Below are 19,939 nucleotides of genomic sequence, written 5' to 3'. Positions count from 1 at the left end.
CATGGCACTGACTATCTCCTATCCCCCTGAACTGCCGGTTTCCGAGCGACGCGCTGACATTATGGCCGCGATCGCCGCGAACCAGGTGACGATCATTGCTGGCGAGACCGGCTCCGGCAAAACCACCCAGATTCCGAAAATGTGTGTGGAACTGGGACTCGCCGAAAACGGCCTGATCGGGCACACCCAGCCACGACGCCTCGCCGCCCGCACCGTTGCGGAACGTATTGCCGAGGAGTTGGACGTCAAGGTGGGGGCCGAAGTGGGCTTCCAGGTGCGGTTTACCGGCGAGGTCAGCCGCAGCACCAAGATCAAGTTGATGACCGATGGCATCCTGCTGGCGGAAATCCAGCACGACCGACTGCTGAAAAAGTACAGCACCATCATCATCGACGAGGCCCATGAGCGCAGCCTCAACATCGACTTCATCCTCGGGTATCTGAAGCGGATCCTCCCGCAGCGACCCGACCTGAAGCTCATCATCACCTCGGCCACCATCGATCCTGAACGCTTCGCCGCGCACTTCGCGGCCGACGAGGCCGTCAGCGTCAAGCAGCCTGCACCGATCATCGAGGTTTCCGGACGGACCTACCCGGTGGAAATCCGGTACCGCCCGTTGACCCAGCCGGCCGGCGAGGCTGACGACAGCGCCGACCCGGGCGATCAGGAGGAGGACCGCGACCCTCTTGACGCCGTGTGCGACGCCGTCGACGAGCTGGCTCGGGAAGCACCCGGCGACATCCTGGTGTTTTTCTCCGGTGAGCGCGAGATCCGTGACGCCGCCGATGCCCTCCGCGCCCGGGTGCAGGTCAACCCACGGCTGAAGGGCACCGACATCCTGCCGTTGTTCGCCAGATTGTCGCTGCAGGAACAGCACCGGGTCTTCAAGCCTTCCGGCCCGGGACGCAGGATCATCCTCGCCACCAACGTTGCTGAAACCTCCCTGACCGTTCCCGGGATCAAGTACGTGATTGATACGGGTACCGCCAGGATTTCGCGGTACTCTCACCGCACCAAGGTGCAGCGGCTCCCGATCGAGCGGGTATCCCAGGCTTCCGCCAACCAGCGCTCCGGCCGCTGCGGCAGGGTTTCGGATGGCATCGCCATCCGCCTCTATTCGCAGGAGGACTTCGAGGCCCGCCGCCCGTTCACCGACCCCGAGATCCTGCGTACCAACCTGGCGGCGGTCATCTTGCAAATGACCGCCATGGGCGTCACCCGTGGGCCGAAGGATGTCGCCGACTTCCCCTTTGTTGAGCCTCCGGACTCGAAGGCGATCAACGACGGCGTCACGCTCCTGAAGGAGCTCGGTGCGCTGGAGGCTTCGGGAGGCATCTCGGCAGTTGGCCGGAAACTCGCCCAGCTGCCGGTTGACCCGCGGCTGGGCCGCATGATCGTGGAGGCCGGCCAGCGTGGCTGCGCCAAGGAAGTAATGGTCCTCGCCGCGGCCCTGACCATCCAGGATCCGCGTGAGCGTCCACAGGCCGATCAGGGCGCCAAGCTGCAAACCGCGACAGCAATGCACAAACGGTTCCTCGACGAGAATTCGGACTTCACCGGATACCTGAACCTGTGGCGGTACCTGCAGGAACAGCAGAAGGAACTGTCGTCGACCCAGTTCCGCAAACTGTGCCGCAACGAGTTCATCAACTATCTGCGGGTCCGCGAGTGGCAGGACCTGTTCGCCCAGCTTCGCCAGTTGGCCAAACCGCTGGGGATCACCCTCTCGCCCGACCCCGTCGACCCGGTGGGCAACGACACCGCAATCCATATCAGCCTGCTCGCGGGCCTGCTCAGCCACATCGGCCTCTACGATCAGCGCAAGCGTGAGTATGCCGGTGCGCGGGGTACCCGGTTCGCTGTGTTCCCCGGCAGCGCCTTGTTCAAAAAGTCGCCCGACTGGGTGATGGCGGCCGAACTGGTGGAGACCTCACGCCTCTGGGCGCGGGTGGCCGCCAAATTCGACCCCCTCTGGGCCGAAGACGTGGCGCCGCACCTGGTGAAGCGCAGCTACAGCGAGCCGCACTGGTCCCGGAAGATGGGGGCGGTGATGGCCCATGAGAAGGTCACCCTGTATGGCGTCCCGATCATCCCGCAGCGCCGGGTCAACTATGGGCGGATCGACCGCGAGGTTGCCCGCGACATGTTCATCAGGCATGCCCTGGTCGAGGGCGACTGGAAAACCCACCACAAATTCTTCCACCGCAACAAGGCACGCCTCGCTGAGATTGAGGAGCTGGAAAACCGGCTGCGCCGCCGCGACCTGATGGTCGACGACGAGACCCTCTTCGAGTTCTATGACGCCCGCGTAGGACCCGAGGTGGTGTCCGAGCGGCACTTCGATTCCTGGTGGAAGGACACCCGTCACCGCCAGCCGGACCTGCTCGACTTCCTGCCCGGTGACCTGCTCGCCGAAAACAGCGACCTGGACGAATCAGCGTTCCCCAAAATCTGGCACCAGGGAAGCTTCGAACTGCCGCTGAGCTACGAGTTCTCCCCCGGTGTGCAGGGCGCGTCCGACGGCGTGACGGTGCAAATTCCCGTGGTGTTCCTGAACCAACTCGACGCCCGGCCGTTCCACTGGCAGATTCCGGGGCTCCGGGTGGAACTGGTGACAGCCCTGATCAAGTCGCTACCCAAGCAGGTCCGCAAGAACTTCATCCCCGCCCCCGATGTGGCGCGCAGCGCCGTCGCTGCGCTGCACACCGACTTCGACCCGGCACGCGCCGACCTTGAGGAGTCCCTGGAACTGGTACTCCGCCGGTTGAAGGGCCACGTCATCGCCCCCGGGTCGTGGAACCGGAGCGTCCTTCCCGAACACCTCCTGATGAGCTTCCAGGTGATTGACGGCCAGGGCAAGATCCTCGACGAGGGGACCGACCTTGCCGCCCTGCAGGAACGACTGGCGCCGCAAACACGCCGCGCGATTGCCGAATCCCTCGGTGCCACACCCGCTACCACCCGGCCGGCAAAGGCACCCGCCCGCGCGACGTCAGCAGCAAAGTCCCAACCGGCGCAGTCCCAGCCAGCCCATCCCGTGGGCATCGGGATCACCGAGCGGTCCGGCCTGACGTCGTGGACGTTTGGCGACCTTCCCCGGCAGGTGACCCGGCTGGTGAACGGACACACGGTGACGGGCTACCCGGCGTTGACCGACGAGGGTACCGCCGCCGGACTCGCCGTCTTCCCCAACCCGGCCGAGCAGGGTGCGTCAATGCGCGACGGAGTGATCCGACTCCTCGTGGTGCGCGTTCCCAGCCCCGCCAAGTATGTGCTGGAGCATCTCAGCAACGCCGAGAAGCTCACCTTCAGCCAGAACCCGCATGGCAGCGTTGCGGGACTGATCGAGGACTGCACACTCGCGGCGGTCGACAAGCTGACCCCCGAGGCACTGCCCTGGACCGAGGCCGAGTTCAACTCCCTTTACGAAACCGTGCGGGCCGAACTCATCGACACGGTCTTCACTGTCACCGCCACGGTTGAAAGGATCCTGTCCAGCACCCGCCGGATCGAGAAGCAACTCAAGGGCTCCACCAGCCTCGCCCTGATCACCGCGCTGAACGACGTCCGGAGTCAGCTGGAACAGCTCGTCTACCCGGGGTTCGTGGCGAAAACCGGCTACACCCAGCTCAGTCACCTGCCCCGCTACCTGACCGGCATTGAGACCCGGGTCGCCAAGCTGGCCGGCAACGTGCAGCGCGATTCGCTGGGCACGGCTGTGGTCCAACGCCTGGAGGACGAGTACGACGACGCCGTCGCCGCCCTCGTTCCCACTGGCCGGAAGACGCCTCCCGCGTTGCTGCGGGTGCGCTGGATGCTCGAGGAACTGAGAATCAGTCTGTTCGCGCAGGAGCTCGGCACCGCGTACACCGTTTCGGAGAAGCGGATCCGTGCGGCCATCGGCGAGGCCATGGCCGCGCAGCGCACCGGGGTGGGCTCGACCGGGTAGCTAAAGGCTGCCGCTATCCGTCGGTTGGTACGTGCTCGCCGTGCCCGGCCGACCGCAGGGCTCCCCGCAGCGCGTCAGCGTTGGCGTCGAGCCGGGCCGGATCCGGGTTGTGGTCGACCGCGTGAACGTCGAAGTCGCTGGCGCTCTGCGTCGGCCAGACATGGACGTGCAGGTGCGGTACCTCGTACCCCTCCATCAGCACTCCCACCCGTTTCGCCGAGAACGCGGCGGTTTGCGCCTTCGCGATGGTCTGGGCGACCGCCATCACCTTGCCCAGCAGCTCAGGTTCCGCCTCCACCCAGTGCGCCACCTCCTGACGGGGCAGCACCAGGGTATGCCCGTCGGTGAGCGGAGCGATCGTGAGGAACGCGACGACGTCGTCGTCCTTCCAGACGAAGCGCCCCGGAATGTCGCCGTCGATGATCTTGGTGAACAGGGTACTCATGCAAACTCCTTCAGTTCCGGATCGAGTCAACACAGATAACGGGTTTCACGTCGAAAATCGGCTCTTTGTGTTGACTCGATGGTGGGGTGTGTTGACCCGATGGTCGGGGTGGGTGGTCGGGTTAGGCGCCGGTGGCGACCGGCAGGTCCGAGCGGGATGACCATTGGGACCAGGACCCCGGATAAAGCGCCGCCGGGTAGCCGGCGATTTCCAGGGCAGCGATCTGGTGGGCGGCGGTAATGCCCGATCCGCAGTACACTGCGACGTCGACGGCGTCGTTGACGCCAAAGGCTTCGAAGCGCCGGCGCAGATCGGCGGGTGTCTTGAACCTTTGGTCGGGGGCAAGATTCTCGCTGGTGGGCGCACTCACCGCACCCGGAATGTGGCCGGCTTTGGGGTCGAGTGGTTCCACCTCGCCGCGGAAACGCTCTCCGGCACGCGCGTCCAGCAGCACACCGTGCTCGGCGATGCCCTGCACACCATCGATGTCGGTGACCGGCATTGCACCACTGCCGCCCTCTTCGTCGAGGCCCAGCTCCACCTCGCCGAGGCAGTGCTGTTCCTCACCCCCTTCAGCCTCGTACCCGGCGTCGACCCAGGCGGCGAGGCCACCGTCGAGCAGCTGCACCGTGTCGAGACCCGCCCACCGCAGCAACCACCAGAGCCGGGCGGCAGAGGTATTGCCTGAATTGTCATAGGCCACCACCACGTCGCCGTCGTTGATGCCCCACTGCCGGGCGGCTTCCTGCAGTTGCTCGAGGCCAGGCAGCGGGTGCCTGCCCTCCCGCGCCGACGGTTCACCGCTCAGTGTGGCTTCGAGGTCAACGTACACGGCGCCGGGGATGTGGGCTGATTGGTAATGACCGTGGCCGTGGGGATCGCCCAACGCCCAGCGGACATCCAGCAGAACCGTCTGCAGGCCGGAGGTCATCCGGTCCCGCAGGGTCTGCACGTCCATCAGAGTCTTCATCAAGATCTCCTTTTAATGTGACCGGCAACACTGCCGGACCTGATGCAATCCAGTCCACCACAGCCCGGGCCGGTACTCCAATCTCGCCGCCAACGACTTTCCGCCCCTCCGTTGGGCGGCCCGGTAGGCTGAACCAGTGAACATCCTGAGCCCCCTCTCCAACCGGTCCTGGGCTGCTGAGGCCATCCGCCGGATCGAGGCTGAAAACAACCGGTCAGCCGACACCCATCTCTACGCCGTCCCCCTGCCTGAACACTGGGGAGTCGACCTGTTCCTGAAGGACGAGTCGACCCACCGGACAGGCAGCCTCAAACACCGATTGGCTCGGTCGCTCTTCCTGTTCGGACTGGTCAACGGCTGGATCAACGAGCATACGACGGTCGTTGAGGCGTCCAGCGGGTCGACGGCGGTTTCCGAAGCGTACTTCGCGCAACTTCTGGACCTGCCGTTCATCGCTGTGATGACCCGCACCACGAGCAAGGAAAAGATCGACCAGATCGAACAGTATGGCGGCGCCTGCCACTTCGTTGACCACGCCTCCGAGGTTTACGCCGCCGCAGCAGGCCTTGCCGCCACGACTGGCGGCCACTACATGGATCAATTCACCTACGCTGAGCGGGCAACGGACTGGCGTGGCAACAACAACATCGCCGAGTCGATTTTCGGGCAGCTGGCCCTGGAGCAGCATCCGGTTCCCGACTGGATCGTGGTGGGCGCCGGGACCGGCGGCACCAGCGCCACCATCGGGCGTTACATCAGGTACCAGCGCCACCACACCCGGCTGGCCGTGGTCGACCCGGAGAACTCGGCCTTTTATCCGGCCTGGCGTACCCCCGGCACCGCGGCGGCGGGGAGTCCTTCCCGGATTGAGGGCATCGGACGGCCGCGGCTGGAACCAAGTTTTGTACCCGGCGTCATTGACCACATGATTCAGGTCCCCGACGCCGCGTCGGTCGCGGCGATGCGCCACCTACGCCAGCTCACCGGCCTGCATGCGGGCCCGTCAACCGGCACCAACCTGTGGGGAGTCTGGGGGCTGATCGCGGACATGATCGGCCAGGGTCGCCGCGGCAGTATTGTCTCGCTGATGTGCGACGCCGGCACCAGATACACCGGGTCCTACGACGACGACGCCTGGCTGGCAGCGCGGAACCTGGATCCAGCCCCCTACCTGGCAGTGCTGGAGCGCTTCTTTGTCACCGGGAGCTGGCCCGGTGAACCTGCCAGATAGCGGCGGTCTCGGGAACCGGGTAGAACTGAATAATGACTGATTCCCTGGTACTTGGCCCCATGATGCGCTACGTCGATCTGACCTCGGCCAGCATCTGGGTGGAAACCCGCCAGACTGCACGGGTCACGGTGACGGCCGGTGACCAGTCCTGGACTGCCCGGACGTTCGGTGTGCATGGCCACCACTACGCCCTGGTGGAGGCTAACGGTCTGGAACCGGGAAGCGTCACCGCCTACACGGTGTCGATCGATGGGGAGCAGGTGTGGCCCGTGGAAGGGTCAGCGTACCCGCCGTCAATGATTGCGACGCTGACCCCTGACAAGCCCATCAAAATGGCGTTCGGTTCGTGCCGGACCAGTGTCCCCCACAACGAAGCGGGAAACAGTAAACACGGTGTCGATTCGATGCGTGCCTACGCCCTGCAGATGGCCGCGGGAGTGGACGACGTCGCCTGGCCCGATCTGGTGGTGTTCCTGGGCGACCAGGTGTACGCGGATGTGACGAGCGACGCGATGCAGGAGTTCATTAAGGCGCGCCGGGACATTGACGAGGAGCCCGGGGAGGAGCTCAAGGACTATGAGGAGTACGCCCACCTGTACAACCTGGCGTGGTCCGACGACGCCAACCGCTGGCTCCTGTCCACCCTGCCCAGCGCAATGATTTTCGACGACCACGACATTCGGGACGACTGGAACACCTCCCTGGCCTGGAAGCACGCGATGGAGGCTACCTCCTGGTGGCAGGGCCGGATCGTCTCGGGGCTGGCTTCCTACTGGGTGCACCAGCACCTGGGCAATCTTTCACCCGAGCACCGGGACCAGGACGAGATCTGGCAGTTGATCAGCTCGCACGACGGCGAGACGGAACTGGACATCAGCAACGTGCTGGACCAGTTCGCTGACCGGGCCAATCAGGAGCCGTCCACCTATCGGTGGAGCTTTGCCAGGGAAATTGGTGACGTCCGACTGATGGTCCTGGACTCCCGTGCGGGCCGGGTACTCGACCCCGCCCAGCGGTCAATCCTCGACGACCGGGAAATGAAGTGGCTGGATGGACAAATGCAGGGCGGCTTCCGGCATCTGCTGATCGCCACCTCGCTGCCGTTCCTGCTCCCTGCGGGTTTGCACCACATCGAAGCCTGGAACGAGGCACTCGCCGACGGCGCCTGGGGCAGGTTTGGGGCGAAGATCGGCGAAAAGATGCGGCGCACTGTGGATCTGGAGCACTGGGGTGCGTTCCAGCGAAGCTTCCGGCAAGTGGCGACGATGGCGGTTGAGGTGGCAGATGGGAAACGCGGCAAGGCACCCGAAACCGTCACCTTCCTGTCGGGGGACGTGCACTTCTCGTATGTCTCCGAGGTGGAGCGCACCTCCGGGAGCCGGATCATCCAGGCGGTCTGTTCGCCGATCCGCAACCCGCTCCCCCGCTCCATGCGTTTTGCTACCGCCATCCTGTCCTACGGCGTCGCAAGCCCGGTGGGGGCACTGGTGGCCCGGTCGGCGAAGGTGCCGAGTCCGCCCTTCCGCTGGTCCGGGCTGAAAGGCCCCTGGTTCGACAACAACCTGGCCGGCCTCGAAGACGGCCCAGCTGGTCTGCGGTTCTGGTGGGAGCGCGGGGTGGTGGTCGACGGCGACCACCTCTCACCCCGGTTGGAAGAGGTCTCCACGGTGACCGTCTCACCGCGGAACTAGCTCATCACGGAGTTGGAATCCGTCACTGCGTTGGATGTACTGACCGGAGCGGCTGATTGAGTGACTCACCCGCTCCGAGCATGCACCGGTCTGGCGTTCGCTGGGGGTTCTCCAACCTCGTGGATGCTATGGCCGACGCAAGCCGTCCTGGTTACGCTGGCTCGTTCGATGCGAGACACGGTGAACCATCGCATTGCGTTGCGCAGTCGGCACCACCCCACCAGGTACCACTGGCCGTTCGTGGCCGCGAACAGCACTGGCTCAACGTCACGGGTGGTCGTGGTCTCGTCTCCCGATGTGTAGGAAATGCGGAGTACCCGCTCGGCCATCGCCTCCTCCAGCGCCGACTTGGTTGCGCGCGAAGAGGAGGGAAGCGCGTTGATCCAGACGCGGTGAGCGAGTTCGTCGGCTCGGGCTCGGGTTTTAGGATCGAGGACGTCCATAATCTTCTGGATACCTGCTGCCGCCAGATCGGCGTAGGGGGCATCGGCTGCAGCGGATACGGCTGCCATGAGGGCCACGGCCTGGGCTGGGGACAGGCTGACCGGCGGCAGGGATCCTTCTACAACCAATCCGTAGCCACCGCCCGGACCTGGGCGGGACCATATCGGCGCACCGCTGTTCTCTAACGCATCGAGGTCTCTCTTGATGGTGCGCACGGATACCTCAAACTCTCTCGCCAACCGCTCAGCGGAAACGCCGCGCGCACCGCTGCGGCGCAACATCTCGGATAATGCATGGAACCGTTCGACTCGTTTCACAGTTCAGCATCCGACAAATTCATGACATAAATAGTGACACACCGTTGTCTTGGGTGCCTGCGAGGGTTGAGGCATGTCAACTACTACAAGCAATCCGATCATCATTCTCATCGCCGGCCACTGGCTGGGGGCCTGGGCGTGGGATGAAGTCCTTGAACACCTGACCACCGACCACTTTCGTGCGATCGCGGTGACACTGCCCGGTCTTGACGGGGACGATCCCGAGCGTGCGGCGAAGACTCTCGACGATCAGGCCGCAGCGGTCCTGGATGTCATCACCCAACTCGGGATTTCCGAGGATCAGCCCGCAACTCTCGTCGCTCACAGGGGGGCGAACGCCCCCGTCAGCCTCGTCCTTGACCGACACCCTGAGTTGGTTCATCGAGTGGTGTGGGTCGACTCCGGCCCTGTGGCGACGGGAACCGCCTTCGCCCCAGACCTCCCCGGGGAGTTGAAGGAACTTCCGCTGCCGCCCCTCGACGTCCTCGCACAGCAGGCGAGTCTCGAGGGCCTCAGCGCAGAGGTCCTCGAGCGTTTCCGGGCCCGGGCCGTCCCCGAACCCGGCCCCGTGCTTCGTCAGCCCGTCGATCTCACGAATGATGCCCGCCGCAAGGTCCGGACCACCCTGGTGTGCTGCTCGATCCCGAGCGCGCAGGTGCTCGAGCTTGCCCGCGCGGGCCATCCCATGTTTGCCGAAGTCCCGACCATCGAGCACCTCGACGTCATTGACCTTCCGACGGGGCATTGGCCTATGTGGAGCCGTCCCCGCGATCTCGCCAGGGCTATTCAGTCAGCGGCTTCTCAACCCGACGCTGCCCTAGATCGTCACGCTCTCACCGGGGGCAAGATGACGGAACTCGGTGCCATATAGGCCTCCGATCCGCGCCAGATGGCCTTCGACCAGCTGCAGACCGGTTTCGTTGAGGAGCGCATCGTGGATCTGGAACGCCCGGGCCGCCCGCACTGAAGTGACGAAATCGATCACTTCGGCTGTCTTGGACCACGGCGCGTGCACCGGCACCAGAACCGTCGACACGTCAACGCCATGCGGGACAATGAATGAATCGCCCGGGTGGTAGAGAGAACCGTCGATGAGGTACCCAATATTGGCCACCATCGGAATATGCGGGTGGATCAGCGCATGCTGACCACCGAAGGTCTGCACCTCAAAACCTGCAACACTGTACCGCTGCTCGGGCTCGGCCGTATGCACCCGGTCCAGGCCACCGGCGTCGAGCCGTTCGGCCAACATACCGGCCACCTTCGCTGGTGCATAGATCAGCAGTGACTGGTCCAGTTGCAACGCCGCCACCACCTTCTCCTCGTCGAAGTGGTCAGCATGCTGATGGGTGATCAGCACCGCGTGGGCCCCCGCCAGTGCCGTCTCGGCCTCCGAGAATGTTCCCGGGTCGATCACGAGCACGGCACCGTCTTTCTCCAACCGGACACAGGCATGAGTGAATTTGGTGAGCTTCATCGCGTCAGCCTACCGCCGACCACCCCGGCAGCAACAGGACCGGCAGCTGAGCGCTGGTAACCTTATTCGCGACAGTCAGTAACACCCGAGCCGTCAGGAGGCGATCCGTCAGTGCCACCAACAGCAGAACCGACAGCACGCAAGGGACCGGAACAACGGGTCACCAAGCAGCGGCTGGCGGTAAGCGCGGCGCTGGATAAGCTCGACGATTTCGTCAGCACCCAGGAGCTTCACCGGCGCCTGCACGAGGCAGGCAACGCGGTGTCACTGGCCACCACCTACCGGATTCTCCAGTCGATGTCCGAAGACGGGTTGGTTGACGTGCTGCGCAACGGCGAAGGCGAAGCCGTCTATCGCCGGTGCGACGCCCCGCATCACCATCACCATTTGCTCTGCCGGAGTTGCGGGCGCGCTGTCGAGATCGAAGCGCCAGCCGTTGAGAAATGGGCTGCACGGATTGCTGAAGAGTATGGCTACACCGAGGTGGCCCACACCGTTGAAATTTACGGCCTCTGCCCGGCCTGCACTGCCGGGGCTGCGGGTTAGGCCGGGCGCACCACTGCTGGTGTTGAAGTGGTCGAGGCGGTGCGTCTTCCGCGCTGCCAGCTAATTCCCCGGCAGACGAGGTAGATCACGAAGGAAATTGTGGTCACGTAGGGACTGATGGGGATCCGGCCACCCAGGGCCAGGAGGATCCCGCCGACCACTGACACACAGGCAAAAATCACGCTGAGCAACACCACGATTCGTGGCGACGACGTCACCTTCAGCGCCGCTGCTGCCGGGGTGATGAGCAGGGCCAGGACGAGCAGCGCTCCCACCACCTGAATGGACAGCGCAACCGACACGCCCAGCAGGAACATGAACATGATGGAGAGCCCCCGCACCGGCACGCCGCGAGCCTCGGCGAGGTCGGCGTCGGCGCTGGCAAAGGTGAGCGGCCGCCAAATGGCGAGCAGCGCCACCATCACCGCCACTGCGCAACCCGCCAGCAGGGACAGCTGGACATCATCGACCGAGACAATCTGCCCAGTCAGCAGGCCAAATTTGTTGGCAGCGCGGCCTTCGTACAGCGCCAGGAACAGGATGCCCAGGCCGAGACCGAAGGGCATAATCACACCGATGATCGAGTTCCGGTCCCTCGCTCTGATCCCCATGACGCCGAGGACCACCGCTGCGAGCACTGAGCCCACCAGGGATCCGTAGATCACATTCGCCCCGATGAGGAGGGCAAACGCTGCGCCCGCAAACGACAGCTCGGCGATGCCGTGGACGGCGAAGGCGAGATCGCGCATCATCACGAACGTGCCGATCAACCCGCCGAGAAGCCCCAGCACTGCGCCCGCCCAGAGCGAGTTCTGCACCAGAGGAAGCAGATCCGAGTAGTTGTCGAAGTTGAAGATTGCGGTCAGGATCTCCTGCAGGTCCACTGTCAGTGTCCTTCCGCGTGATGGTGGGTGGTGTCATCGGGCAGCCCGACGACGATGATCCGGCCCTTGCTGTGCAGGACCTCGACGTTGCTTTTGTAGAGCTCGGACAACACTTCACTGGTCATTACCTCGTGCGGTGCGCCGACCCTGAACTGGCCTTCGGCAAGATAAAGCACCCGGTCGACGTAGTCGATGATCGGGTTGATCTCATGCGTCACGAAAACCACTGCCGACTCGTTGACCCGGCACTGCGAGTTGATCAACCCGCTCACTGCCTGCTGGTGGTGGAGATCAAGGGAGAGCAGCGGTTCATCGCAGAGAAGCACCTGCGGATTGGTCGCGAGGGCCTGGGCTGCGCGCAGCCGCTGTTGCTCTCCCCCGGAAAGCCGCCCGACCGGCGCGTCGGCATAGGAGGAGGCACCCACCTTTTCCAGCAGGGCATCGACCGTGGCGTTGTAGTCCCGGCCCCTCCATCTGAGCCCCCACCGGTGACCGTCGACGCCGAGGCCCACCAGGTCACGGGCCCGCAGCGGGGTTTCCGGCGGAAAGGACTTCTGCTGGGGGATGTACCCGATGTCGCGGCTGCCGCGACGCACCGCCGAGCCGTTGACGGTCGCCGAGCCGGAGTCAAGTTGCTGAAGGCCCAGGAGGACCTTCAGGAGACTGGTTTTCCCTGAACCGTTGGGGCCGAGGACAGCGAAAAACTCGCCCTTACCGATATCGAGGTCAAGATTCTGCCAGAGGACACGGTCGCCGAAGGAGAGCGACGCCGATCGGAGCCGAACCATAGGTGCTGTTTCCGGCCGCTCGGCCGTGCGGTGGTCTTGGGTCAAAGCCAGTAGGTTCATCTCCAGCGAAAAGGTAGGTGGCGTGGCGTTTCCACCATCAGTTGATCAGGGGGCGAGGACGCTCTCGATACCGTCCACATTGGAAGTCATCCAACTCAGGAAGTCTTCCCCCTCAGGCACTGTCTCCGTGAAGTTGACGATTTCCACCCCGGCCTCGTCCGCGGCGTCACGAACGGTCTGGGTCTGGGGACTTTCAGTTTGCTCATTATAGGCAAGGAACGCCAGCGATTCGTCCTCCATGAGGCTCATCATTTCGTTCAGAACGGCAATTGAGACATCCGATCCCTCTTCAATCGCCTCACTGTAGCCATTCGGCGTGACGTTCTCCAACCCTGCCGCTTCGAGCAGGTAGACGGGGACCGGTTCGGTGATTGCGACAGTTTGGCCTGCGGAGGCCTCACCCAGTTCCGAGAGCCGCTCGGTCAGGGCGGTGATGCCCGCGTCAAACTCCTCAACATTGGCGCTGTACACCCCGGCGTTGTCGGGATCCAGCGCGGTCAGCTTCTCGCCAATCGCAGCGGCCACGGCCCGCATGGTGTTCAGGTCATACCAGACGTGCTCATTCGCCGAGCCGTGGGCATGTTCCTCTGCCGACTCACCGGCATGTTCCTCTGCCGACTCACCGGCATGTTCCTCTGCCGACTCACCGGCATGCTCGTCCTCACCAGCATGCTCGCCCTCATCCTCGTGCTCCTCCTCGAAGCCCTCGAAGCCTGACTCGCTGACTGCCGAGATCAGGTAGTCATGGTCCATCTCCACCTCGTCGGCCAGCAGGTGCAGGAACGGGTCGTACCCACCACCATTCTCGATCAGCAGGTCGGCCTCGGAAACCGCCAGCTTGTCCTGAACGGTCGCCTCGTAGGAGTGCGGGTCCTGCGCCAGGCTGTCAACAATCGACTTCACCGAGACGTTCTCTCCACCGATGGTCTGCGCGATGTCTCCGTAGACATTGGTGGAGGCAACCACCTGGATCCCATCCTCGGAGGTGTCGGCTGCAGCATTGCCGCTGTCCGCCTGACCGCAGCCGGTCAGGGCCAGCGCCATCGCTGCTACTCCGAGGAGGCCGGTTGAGGTGGAAAGACGTTGCATGTATCCCTCGATCTACGTGATTGGAACTTGGATCAATAACTCCTGACCCTGAGTCTAACGCAAACGCGAATCATTCGCATATCGAGGGATACGCTGTCGAAGCCGGGTGCCTAGCTAATGCTGCGGTCGAGGCCGAGCTCGTCCACACTGGAGCCAGTCCGCCGGTGTCCCTGATTTTGCGTGGCATCCCGGATCTCTCCGATCAGCTGCTCAATAACATCCTCGAGGAAAAGGACTCCGTGGGTTGCGCCGTCGGGACCCAGTACCCGAGCCAGGTGGGACCCGGTGCGTTGCATGGTGGTCAACGCCGTCTCGATCTCATCATCCATTCTCAGGTTCGCAAGGGTGCGGACCTTGTTTTCGGTAATCGGTTTGGAGTACATCTCCTCGGAAATCGACATGATGTCCTTGAGGTGCATGTACCCGGTGAGGACGTCGTTCTCATCCATCAACACGAACCGCGAGAATCCGGTTCGCCCCACAGTCTTCTCGAACTCTGCTGGGGTGGAGTCCGTCCTGACGCTCACCAGCTCATCCAGCGGCACCATGACCGTCCCGGCAGTCTGGCCCGAGAACTCGAGGGCGCCGGAAATCAGACCGGAGCCGTCGTCAACGAGCCCGTGGCGAGTGGATTCCTGAACGATCGACTGCACTTCCTCAAGGGTGAACGAAGAGGTCACCTCGTCCTTCGGCTCAACGCGCATAGCCCGAAGAATATGGTTCGCCAGCCAGTTCAGCGACCCAATAATGGGATTCACCACCCGCGCAATCATCACGAGCGGTGGTGCCAGCAGAAGCGCAGCCTTATCGGCGACGGATACCGAAATGTTCTTCGGGACCATTTCGCCGAACGTGACGTGCAGGAAGGTCACGATCAGCAAGGCGATGGCGAAAGCGATGATGTCAGCGGGTCCCGCAGGGATCCCCACTGATTCAAACGGAACCACCAGGAGGTGATGGATCGCGGGTTCGGCGACCTGCAGGATCAGCAGCGAGCACACGGTGATGCCCAGCTGCGCGCAGGCGAGCATCAACGAGACGTGCTCCATCGCCCAGAGCGTAGTTTTGGCACGCTTGGAACCCTGGTCGGCCAGAGGTTCAATCTGGCTGCGGCGCGCCGACATGACAGCGAATTCGGCGCCAACGAAGAAGGCGTTTCCGATCAACAGGACAATCAGCCATACGATTCCGGCCCAGTCGCTCATCGCTGACCTTCCATTGCGGCGTTTGATACTCCGCCAGTTTCATCTTCAGGGGGCAGCGGGATGAAGCTGACCCGGTCGATTCGACGACCATCCATACGTTCCACCTCAAGGATCCCCTCGGGGACATCGACCCGGTCACCTGGGGCAGCAATCCGGCCCAGCTGGGCCATGATGTACCCGGCGACGGTTTCATAACCAGCCTCGTCGGGTACCGAGAGGTGCGGAATCTGCTCGGTGACCTCGTCCGGACGCATCAGGCCCGGAAAGAACCAGTTACCCGAAGCGCTCTGCAGCACCCCAGGTTTCAGCTTGTCGTGTTCGTCCGAGACCTCGCCGACAATCTCCTCGACCAGATCCTCGAGGGTGACGACGCCGGCAGTGCCGCCGTACTCGTCGAGCACCACCGCCAGCTGAAGATTCGCTTCACGCAGCTCTGCCAGGAGGGAATCCAGGTGTACCGTCTCGGGCACTCGTAGCACCTCGGTCATGATGGTCCCGGCTGGCAGCCCCGCACGCTTGCTGCGGGGAACCGCCACTGCCTTCTTGACGTGGACCACGCCGCGAATGTCGTCGGGTGAGTCAGCGATCAGCGGGAACCGGGAAAAGCCGGTCCGACGGGCCAGGTCGACGACGTCGGCCACGGTTTGATCCGAATCGATCGTTTCCATCCGGATCCGCGGGGTCATGACGTCGGCGGCGGTCCGTTCGGAGAAGCTGAACGTCCGGGCCAGGAAGTTGGCGGTGCCAGCGTCGAGGGTGCCCATCTCAGCCGACCGGCGGACCAGGGAGGACAGTTCCGAGGGGGTGCGGGCGCCGGAGATTTCCTCTTTCGCTTCCAGTCCAAAGAGGTTCAGGACACGGTTGGAAAAACCGTTCAGCACCACAATCGCCGGTTTGAACACCCCGGTGAAGATCAGCTGAGGCCGCGCCAGCAGCTTGCCGATCTTGAACGGAAGGGCGATGGCCAGGTTTTTCGGAACCAGCTCGCCGATCAGCATTGAAAGCAGGGTGGCGAGTGTCATCGCGATCACCAGCGAGACCGTGCCGAGGATCGCGGCGGGGATACCGATGGCGCTCAGCGGGCCCTGGATCAGGCGGCCGACGGACGGTTCCATGACGTAACCGGTCAGCAGCGTGGTGAGGGTAATTCCCAACTGGCAGCTGGAGAGCTGGGTGGAGAGCGACTTCAGACATTTGAGGAGGGGCACAGCCCCCTTGTCGCCATTGTCAACGGCCCGTTGAACGTAGGTCTGATCCAGCGCCACGAGCGAGAACTCGACCGCGACGAAAAAACCAGTACCGAGGATCAGTAGCAGGCCCGCTATCAGGAAATAGATTTCCACGGTGCACTCACCGCCAGCCGGAATTGATGGTGTAAATCATCCTGGTGGCATCGAAAAGACCCGGGCTCAACCGGTCTAGAAGGCTCCGATAAAGACTCCGCTGAGCTGGCACCGGAAACGCTTGGTCCGTTGGGATCTGGTTCGATGGGGCTCAATACTGCCTGGAGTTGGCGATGGGCATTAATGCGGGGTCTGCCGGCGCAAGTCGACCGTTTTGCGGGAAAATGCCGCGAACGCATCGAGGGCCGGCCCCTAGAGGAACTGTCCATAAGAGCTTCAGTTTACATCAGGGACCGGCCCGCGCCAGTTCTGTTTCTACCAGCTCTGCGGCAGGGGCCTGCCCTCTTCGTAACCTGCGGCCGACTGCACCCCGACCACCGCGTTCTCCCTGAATTCAGCCAGGCTACGTGCCCCTGCGTATGTCATCGAGCTGCGTAGCCCCGCCGTAATCAGGTCCAGAAGATCCTCAACCCCGGGCCGGGCCGGATCCAGGTACATTTTCGAGGTGGAGATACCCTCCTCGAAGAGGCCCTTCCTGGCTCGCGCGAAAACGTCGTCGCGCTGGGTCCGGTTCTGGACCGCACGAGCGGAGGCCATGCCGAAGCTTTCCTTGTATTGCCTGCCGCTGCTGTCAGTCTGCAGGTCACCAGGGCTCTCATAAGTGCCAGCAAACCAGGAGCCAATCATCACCTGGCTGGCGCCCGCAGCGAGCGCCAGGGCAACGTCGCGTGGATACCTGACACCGCCGTCGGCCCAGACCTGCGCCCCGAGCTCGCGCGCCGCCTCAGAGCATTCATGGACCGCGGAGAACTGGGGGCGTCCCACCGCGGTCATCATTCGGGTGGTGCACATGGCACCTGGGCCGACTCCCACCTTGACAATGTTGGCGCCGGCCTCCACCAGGTCACGCACGCCATCGGCGCTCACCACGTTTCCCGCGACGATGGGCACTGGCCGCGCGAGGCCATTGACGACACCTCTAACGGCTCGCAGCGCGTCGATCATCTTTCGCTGGTGGCCGTGGGCGGTGTCCACCACCAGCACGTCCACGCCGGCGTCGAGAAGTTCAGCAGCCTTCGCCTCGACGTCGCCGTTGATGCCCACCGCTGCTGCGACGCGAAGGGAGCCGTTCGCGTCGAGCGCCGGCCGATAGATCGTCGACCTGAGCGCACCGGTGCGGGTCAGGACGCCGAGCAATTCACCGTCACGGGAGACGGGTGCAAGATTGGTGCTCGCCGCGTCGAGTTCCTCGAAGGCGAGTTGCAGTCCCGCCGCGGTGTCGCCCTCGAACCGGGAGGACTCGAACTTGATGAAGCTGGTGCGCATCACCGACTCCAGTGAAGCAAAACGGTCGACCCCTTCACAGTCGGATGCCCGGACTATTCCTACGCAACGATTTTGCTCGTCCACGACCATCACTGCCCCGTGGGAGCGCTTGTTCATCAGGTGCAGCGCATCGATCACCGTGTGCTCCGGCTTCAGGCGCAACGGGGTCTCGTAAACGGCGTCCCGGCTCTTCACCCACTGGGTAACCTCGGCGATGACCGCCGAAGGAATGTCCTGCGGCAATACCGCGAGCCCTCCTCGACGCGCCACCGTTTCCACCATCCGCCGCCCGGTGACAGCCGTCATGTTGGCCACCACCAGGGGAATGGTGGTTCCGGTCGAATCGTCGCTCGCCAGGTCAACATCAAACCGGGAGATCACTTCGGAAGCGGAGGGGACCAGAAAAACGTCCGAATAGGTGAGGTCGGTGGCTGGCTGATTGATAAAACGCATGAGGGTTACTCCTGGATCGGCATCAGCAAAAAGTCTATGTGCTGCACCAGACACTTCGAGCATTCGAGGGATTGGCTTGTTACCTCGGACTGTCATTAGACTGACTGCGGGTCTGTATACAGTTTTATCTCGCTTTAAAACACGCTGCAGGCGACTGAACCGGGCTCAGGGCAACTTACGGAAGAGGCGTATTACTAGTGCCAGAACAACCCAACCACCGTTTACCTGAAGAATTCGGCGGAAACGAGTGGCTTGTCGACGAGTTATACGAAAAGTTCCAGCAGGACCGGAACTCGGTGGACAAGAAATGGTGGACCCTGTTCGATTCCTTCGCGGCCGACGACTCAAAGTCCGAGAACGGCCGCCACACCGCCCCCCGCGCCGAAACAGCCAGCGCCAGCAGTGTCGATAACAGCACTATCGATAACAGCAGTGGCGATCTGGGCCACAACCCCGCCACCCGCGAGTTGCCCGTGGTAAACGCCGAATCCAACTCCCCCAAGGCGTCGGGCGAGTCTCCGGCCAGCTTCGAGGAATCGGCAAAGCCGCCGGTTCCCAAAGAGACCCATTCCAAGGCCGAGGTCAGAGCCGAAGACAACGCTGATCGGGCGATCGAAAAGGCAGCCCAGGAAAGAGCCGAAAAGCCCGTGTCCAGGCAGTCAGACAACGCCAAGGCCGAGAAGCCCTCGACGACGCCAATTCCTGCCCAGCTGCCCAAGTCGGACCGGACCACCGACATGGACGAGGACACCGTCAAGGTGCTGCGCGGCCCGGCCAAGGCCATTGCCACAAATATGGACGCCAGCCTGACCGTTCCCACCGCCACGAGTGTTCGTGCCATTCCGGCCAAGCTCCTGATCGACAACCGGGTGGTCATCAACAACCACCTGGCCCGGGCCCGCGGCGGCAAGGTGTCGTTCACCCACATCATCGGGTACGCCATCATCCGGGCGCTGGCCCAGTTCCCGTCCCAGAACGTGTACTACGACGTCGTCGACGGCAAGCCCGCAGCGGTGCAGCCAGCGCACGTAAACTTCGGCCTGGCCATCGACATGCCGAAGCCTGACGGGACCCGCCTGCTGGTGGTGCCCAACATCAAAAAGGCCGAGACAATGAACTTCTCGGACTTCTGGCACGCCTACGAGGAGCTGGTCAAGAAGGCCCGCGGTGGAAAGCTCGGCGCCGACGACTACGCAGGGACAACGGTTTCGCTGACCAACCCGGGCGGGATCGGTACCGTTCACTCGGTGCCGCGCCTCTCCAAGGGCCAAGCCTGCATCATCGGTGCCGGCGCCCTCGAATACCCCGCCGAGTTCCAGGGCTCCAGCGAAAAGACACTCGCTCAGCACGCGATCAGCAAGACCATCACCCTGACCTCAACCTACGACCACCGTGTTATCCAGGGTGCCGGCAGCGGCGAGTTCCTGCGGATCATTCACCAGTTGCTGCTCGGCGAGCAGAACTTCTACGACGAAATCTTCGAAGCCCTGCGGATTCCCTACGAGCCGGTGCGGTGGAGCGCCGACATCCAGGTTGATCCGATGGATGAGATCAACAAGGTTGCCCGCATCCAGCAGCTGATCCACGCGTACCGGGTGCGCGGCCATCTGATGGCCGACACCAACCCGCTGGAGTACGTGCAGCGCAAGCACGCCGACCTCGATGTACGGACCCACGGGTTGACCCTGTGGGATCTGGACCGTGAATGGCCCACCGGCGGG

16 protein-coding genes are annotated in these 19,939 nt (G+C 63.5%); 6 read left to right on the top strand and 10 right to left on the bottom strand.

Annotated features, from left to right (window positions below; translation table 11 throughout):
• The first annotated feature begins 1 nt into the window (after nt 1).
• Nucleotides 2–3,949 carry an ATP-dependent RNA helicase HrpA gene (hrpA, locus tag B384_RS0110765; protein WP_019483125.1) on the top strand — a complete coding sequence of 1,316 codons (3,948 nt, stop codon included), beginning with the start codon at nt 2–4 and terminating at the stop codon, nt 3,947–3,949.
• A 13-nt stretch (nt 3,950–3,962) separates the two neighbouring features.
• Here hrpA and B384_RS0110760 read toward each other — a convergent pair whose 3' ends face one another.
• Together B384_RS0110760 and B384_RS0110755 are read right to left on the bottom strand one after the other, a co-directional pair.
• Nucleotides 3,963–4,394 carry an HIT family protein gene (locus B384_RS0110760; protein ID WP_019483124.1) on the bottom strand — a complete coding sequence of 144 codons (432 nt, stop codon included), beginning with the start codon at nt 4,392–4,394 and terminating at the stop codon, nt 3,963–3,965.
• Nucleotides 4,395–4,515: 121 nt separating this feature from the next.
• The gene (locus B384_RS0110755) at nt 4,516–5,364 is read right to left on the bottom strand and encodes a sulfurtransferase (RefSeq protein WP_019483123.1); all 849 of its coding nucleotides are present in this window, start codon (nt 5,362–5,364) and stop codon (nt 4,516–4,518) included.
• A gap of 136 nt (nt 5,365–5,500) precedes the next feature.
• Here B384_RS0110755 and B384_RS0110750 point away from each other — a divergent pair, with 136 nt between their 5' ends.
• Nucleotides 5,501–6,595 carry a pyridoxal-phosphate dependent enzyme gene (locus B384_RS0110750; protein ID WP_019483122.1) on the top strand — a complete coding sequence of 365 codons (1,095 nt, stop codon included), beginning with the start codon at nt 5,501–5,503 and terminating at the stop codon, nt 6,593–6,595.
• A gap of 32 nt (nt 6,596–6,627) precedes the next feature.
• The gene (locus B384_RS0110745) at nt 6,628–8,286 is read left to right on the top strand and encodes an alkaline phosphatase D family protein (protein ID WP_019483121.1); all 1,659 of its coding nucleotides are present in this window, start codon (nt 6,628–6,630) and stop codon (nt 8,284–8,286) included.
• 65 nt (nt 8,287–8,351) lie between these two features.
• On the opposite strand, the gene B384_RS0110740 is transcribed toward B384_RS0110745, so the two are convergent.
• Complete coding sequence (locus B384_RS0110740) at nt 8,352–9,047, bottom strand: helix-turn-helix transcriptional regulator (RefSeq protein ID WP_026041122.1); 696 nt, start codon at nt 9,045–9,047, stop codon at nt 8,352–8,354.
• A gap of 73 nt (nt 9,048–9,120) precedes the next feature.
• On the opposite strand from B384_RS0110740, the gene B384_RS20180 reads away from it, so the two are divergent.
• On the top strand, nt 9,121–9,918 hold the full coding sequence (locus B384_RS20180; RefSeq protein WP_083850912.1) for an alpha/beta fold hydrolase: 798 nt from the start codon (nt 9,121–9,123) through the stop codon (nt 9,916–9,918).
• Here B384_RS20180 and B384_RS0110730 read toward each other — a convergent pair.
• Nucleotides 9,865–10,524 carry an MBL fold metallo-hydrolase gene (locus tag B384_RS0110730; protein WP_019483118.1) on the bottom strand — a complete coding sequence of 220 codons (660 nt, stop codon included), beginning with the start codon at nt 10,522–10,524 and terminating at the stop codon, nt 9,865–9,867. The two genes, B384_RS20180 and B384_RS0110730, sit on opposite strands and share 54 nt — an antisense overlap.
• Nucleotides 10,525–10,635: 111 nt before the next feature.
• Between B384_RS0110730 and B384_RS0110725 the strand changes: the two genes are divergently transcribed.
• Nucleotides 10,636–11,070 carry a Fur family transcriptional regulator gene (locus B384_RS0110725; RefSeq protein WP_019483117.1) on the top strand — a complete coding sequence of 145 codons (435 nt, stop codon included), beginning with the start codon at nt 10,636–10,638 and terminating at the stop codon, nt 11,068–11,070.
• Here B384_RS0110725 and B384_RS0110720 read toward each other — a convergent pair.
• The 6 genes from B384_RS0110720 to B384_RS0110695 form a co-directional block, all read right to left on the bottom strand.
• Nucleotides 11,067–11,954, bottom strand: coding sequence for a metal ABC transporter permease (locus B384_RS0110720; protein ID WP_019483116.1), 888 nt, complete (start codon nt 11,952–11,954; stop codon nt 11,067–11,069). The genes B384_RS0110725 and B384_RS0110720 overlap by 4 nt on opposite strands.
• Before the next feature lie 2 nt (nt 11,955–11,956).
• Complete coding sequence (locus tag B384_RS0110715) at nt 11,957–12,742, bottom strand: metal ABC transporter ATP-binding protein (protein ID WP_026041121.1); 786 nt, start codon at nt 12,740–12,742, stop codon at nt 11,957–11,959.
• 105 nt (nt 12,743–12,847) lie between these two features.
• Complete coding sequence (locus B384_RS0110710; protein WP_026041120.1) at nt 12,848–13,891, bottom strand: metal ABC transporter solute-binding protein, Zn/Mn family; 1,044 nt, start codon at nt 13,889–13,891, stop codon at nt 12,848–12,850.
• A 110-nt stretch (nt 13,892–14,001) separates the two neighbouring features.
• Complete coding sequence (locus B384_RS0110705) at nt 14,002–15,096, bottom strand: hemolysin family protein (protein ID WP_019483113.1); 1,095 nt, start codon at nt 15,094–15,096, stop codon at nt 14,002–14,004.
• Entirely contained in the window at nt 15,093–16,439 is a 1,347-nt protein-coding gene (locus B384_RS0110700) for a hemolysin family protein (protein ID WP_019483112.1), read from the bottom strand. Before B384_RS0110700 ends, B384_RS0110705 begins: the two co-directional genes overlap by 4 nt.
• A 315-nt stretch (nt 16,440–16,754) precedes the next feature.
• On the bottom strand, nt 16,755–18,218 hold the full coding sequence (locus B384_RS0110695) for a GuaB1 family IMP dehydrogenase-related protein (protein ID WP_019483111.1): 1,464 nt from the start codon (nt 18,216–18,218) through the stop codon (nt 16,755–16,757).
• 197 nt (nt 18,219–18,415) lie between these two features.
• On the opposite strand from B384_RS0110695, the gene B384_RS0110690 reads away from it, so the two are divergent.
• Nucleotides 18,416–19,939, top strand: a 1,524-nt coding sequence (locus B384_RS0110690; RefSeq protein WP_019483110.1) for a 2-oxo acid dehydrogenase subunit E2, incomplete at its 3' end; no start/stop codon positions are given.

The organism is Arthrobacter sp. TB 23 (assembly GCF_000294595.1).
Classification (GTDB): Bacteria; Actinomycetota; Actinomycetes; order Actinomycetales; family Micrococcaceae; genus Arthrobacter_D.
The sequence above is the reverse complement of the archived record's forward strand: the minus strand, read 5'-3'. Positions and strand labels throughout refer to the sequence as shown.

Excerpts from the sequence above, each read along its gene's own strand:
- B384_RS20180 (WP_083850912.1), top strand. The coding sequence starts at position 9,121 with ATGTCAACTACTACAAGCAATCCGATCATCATTCTCATCGCCGGCCAC.
- B384_RS0110695 (WP_019483111.1), bottom strand. The coding sequence starts at position 18,218 with ATGCGTTTTATCAATCAGCCAGCCACCGACCTCACCTATTCGGACGTT.
- B384_RS0110745 (WP_019483121.1), top strand. The coding sequence starts at position 6,628 with ATGACTGATTCCCTGGTACTTGGCCCCATGATGCGCTACGTCGATCTG.
- B384_RS0110715 (WP_026041121.1), bottom strand. The coding sequence starts at position 12,742 with ATGGTTCGGCTCCGATCGGCGTCGCTCTCCTTCGGCGACCGTGTCCTC.
- B384_RS0110730 (WP_019483118.1), bottom strand. The coding sequence starts at position 10,524 with ATGAAGCTCACCAAATTCACTCATGCCTGTGTCCGGTTGGAGAAAGAC.
- B384_RS0110710 (WP_026041120.1), bottom strand. The coding sequence starts at position 13,891 with ATGCAACGTCTTTCCACCTCAACCGGCCTCCTCGGAGTAGCAGCGATG.
- hrpA (WP_019483125.1), top strand. The coding sequence starts at position 2 with ATGGCACTGACTATCTCCTATCCCCCTGAACTGCCGGTTTCCGAGCGA.
- B384_RS0110755 (WP_019483123.1), bottom strand. The coding sequence starts at position 5,364 with ATGAAGACTCTGATGGACGTGCAGACCCTGCGGGACCGGATGACCTCC.
- B384_RS0110705 (WP_019483113.1), bottom strand. The coding sequence starts at position 15,096 with ATGAGCGACTGGGCCGGAATCGTATGGCTGATTGTCCTGTTGATCGGA.
- B384_RS0110760 (WP_019483124.1), bottom strand. The coding sequence starts at position 4,394 with ATGAGTACCCTGTTCACCAAGATCATCGACGGCGACATTCCGGGGCGC.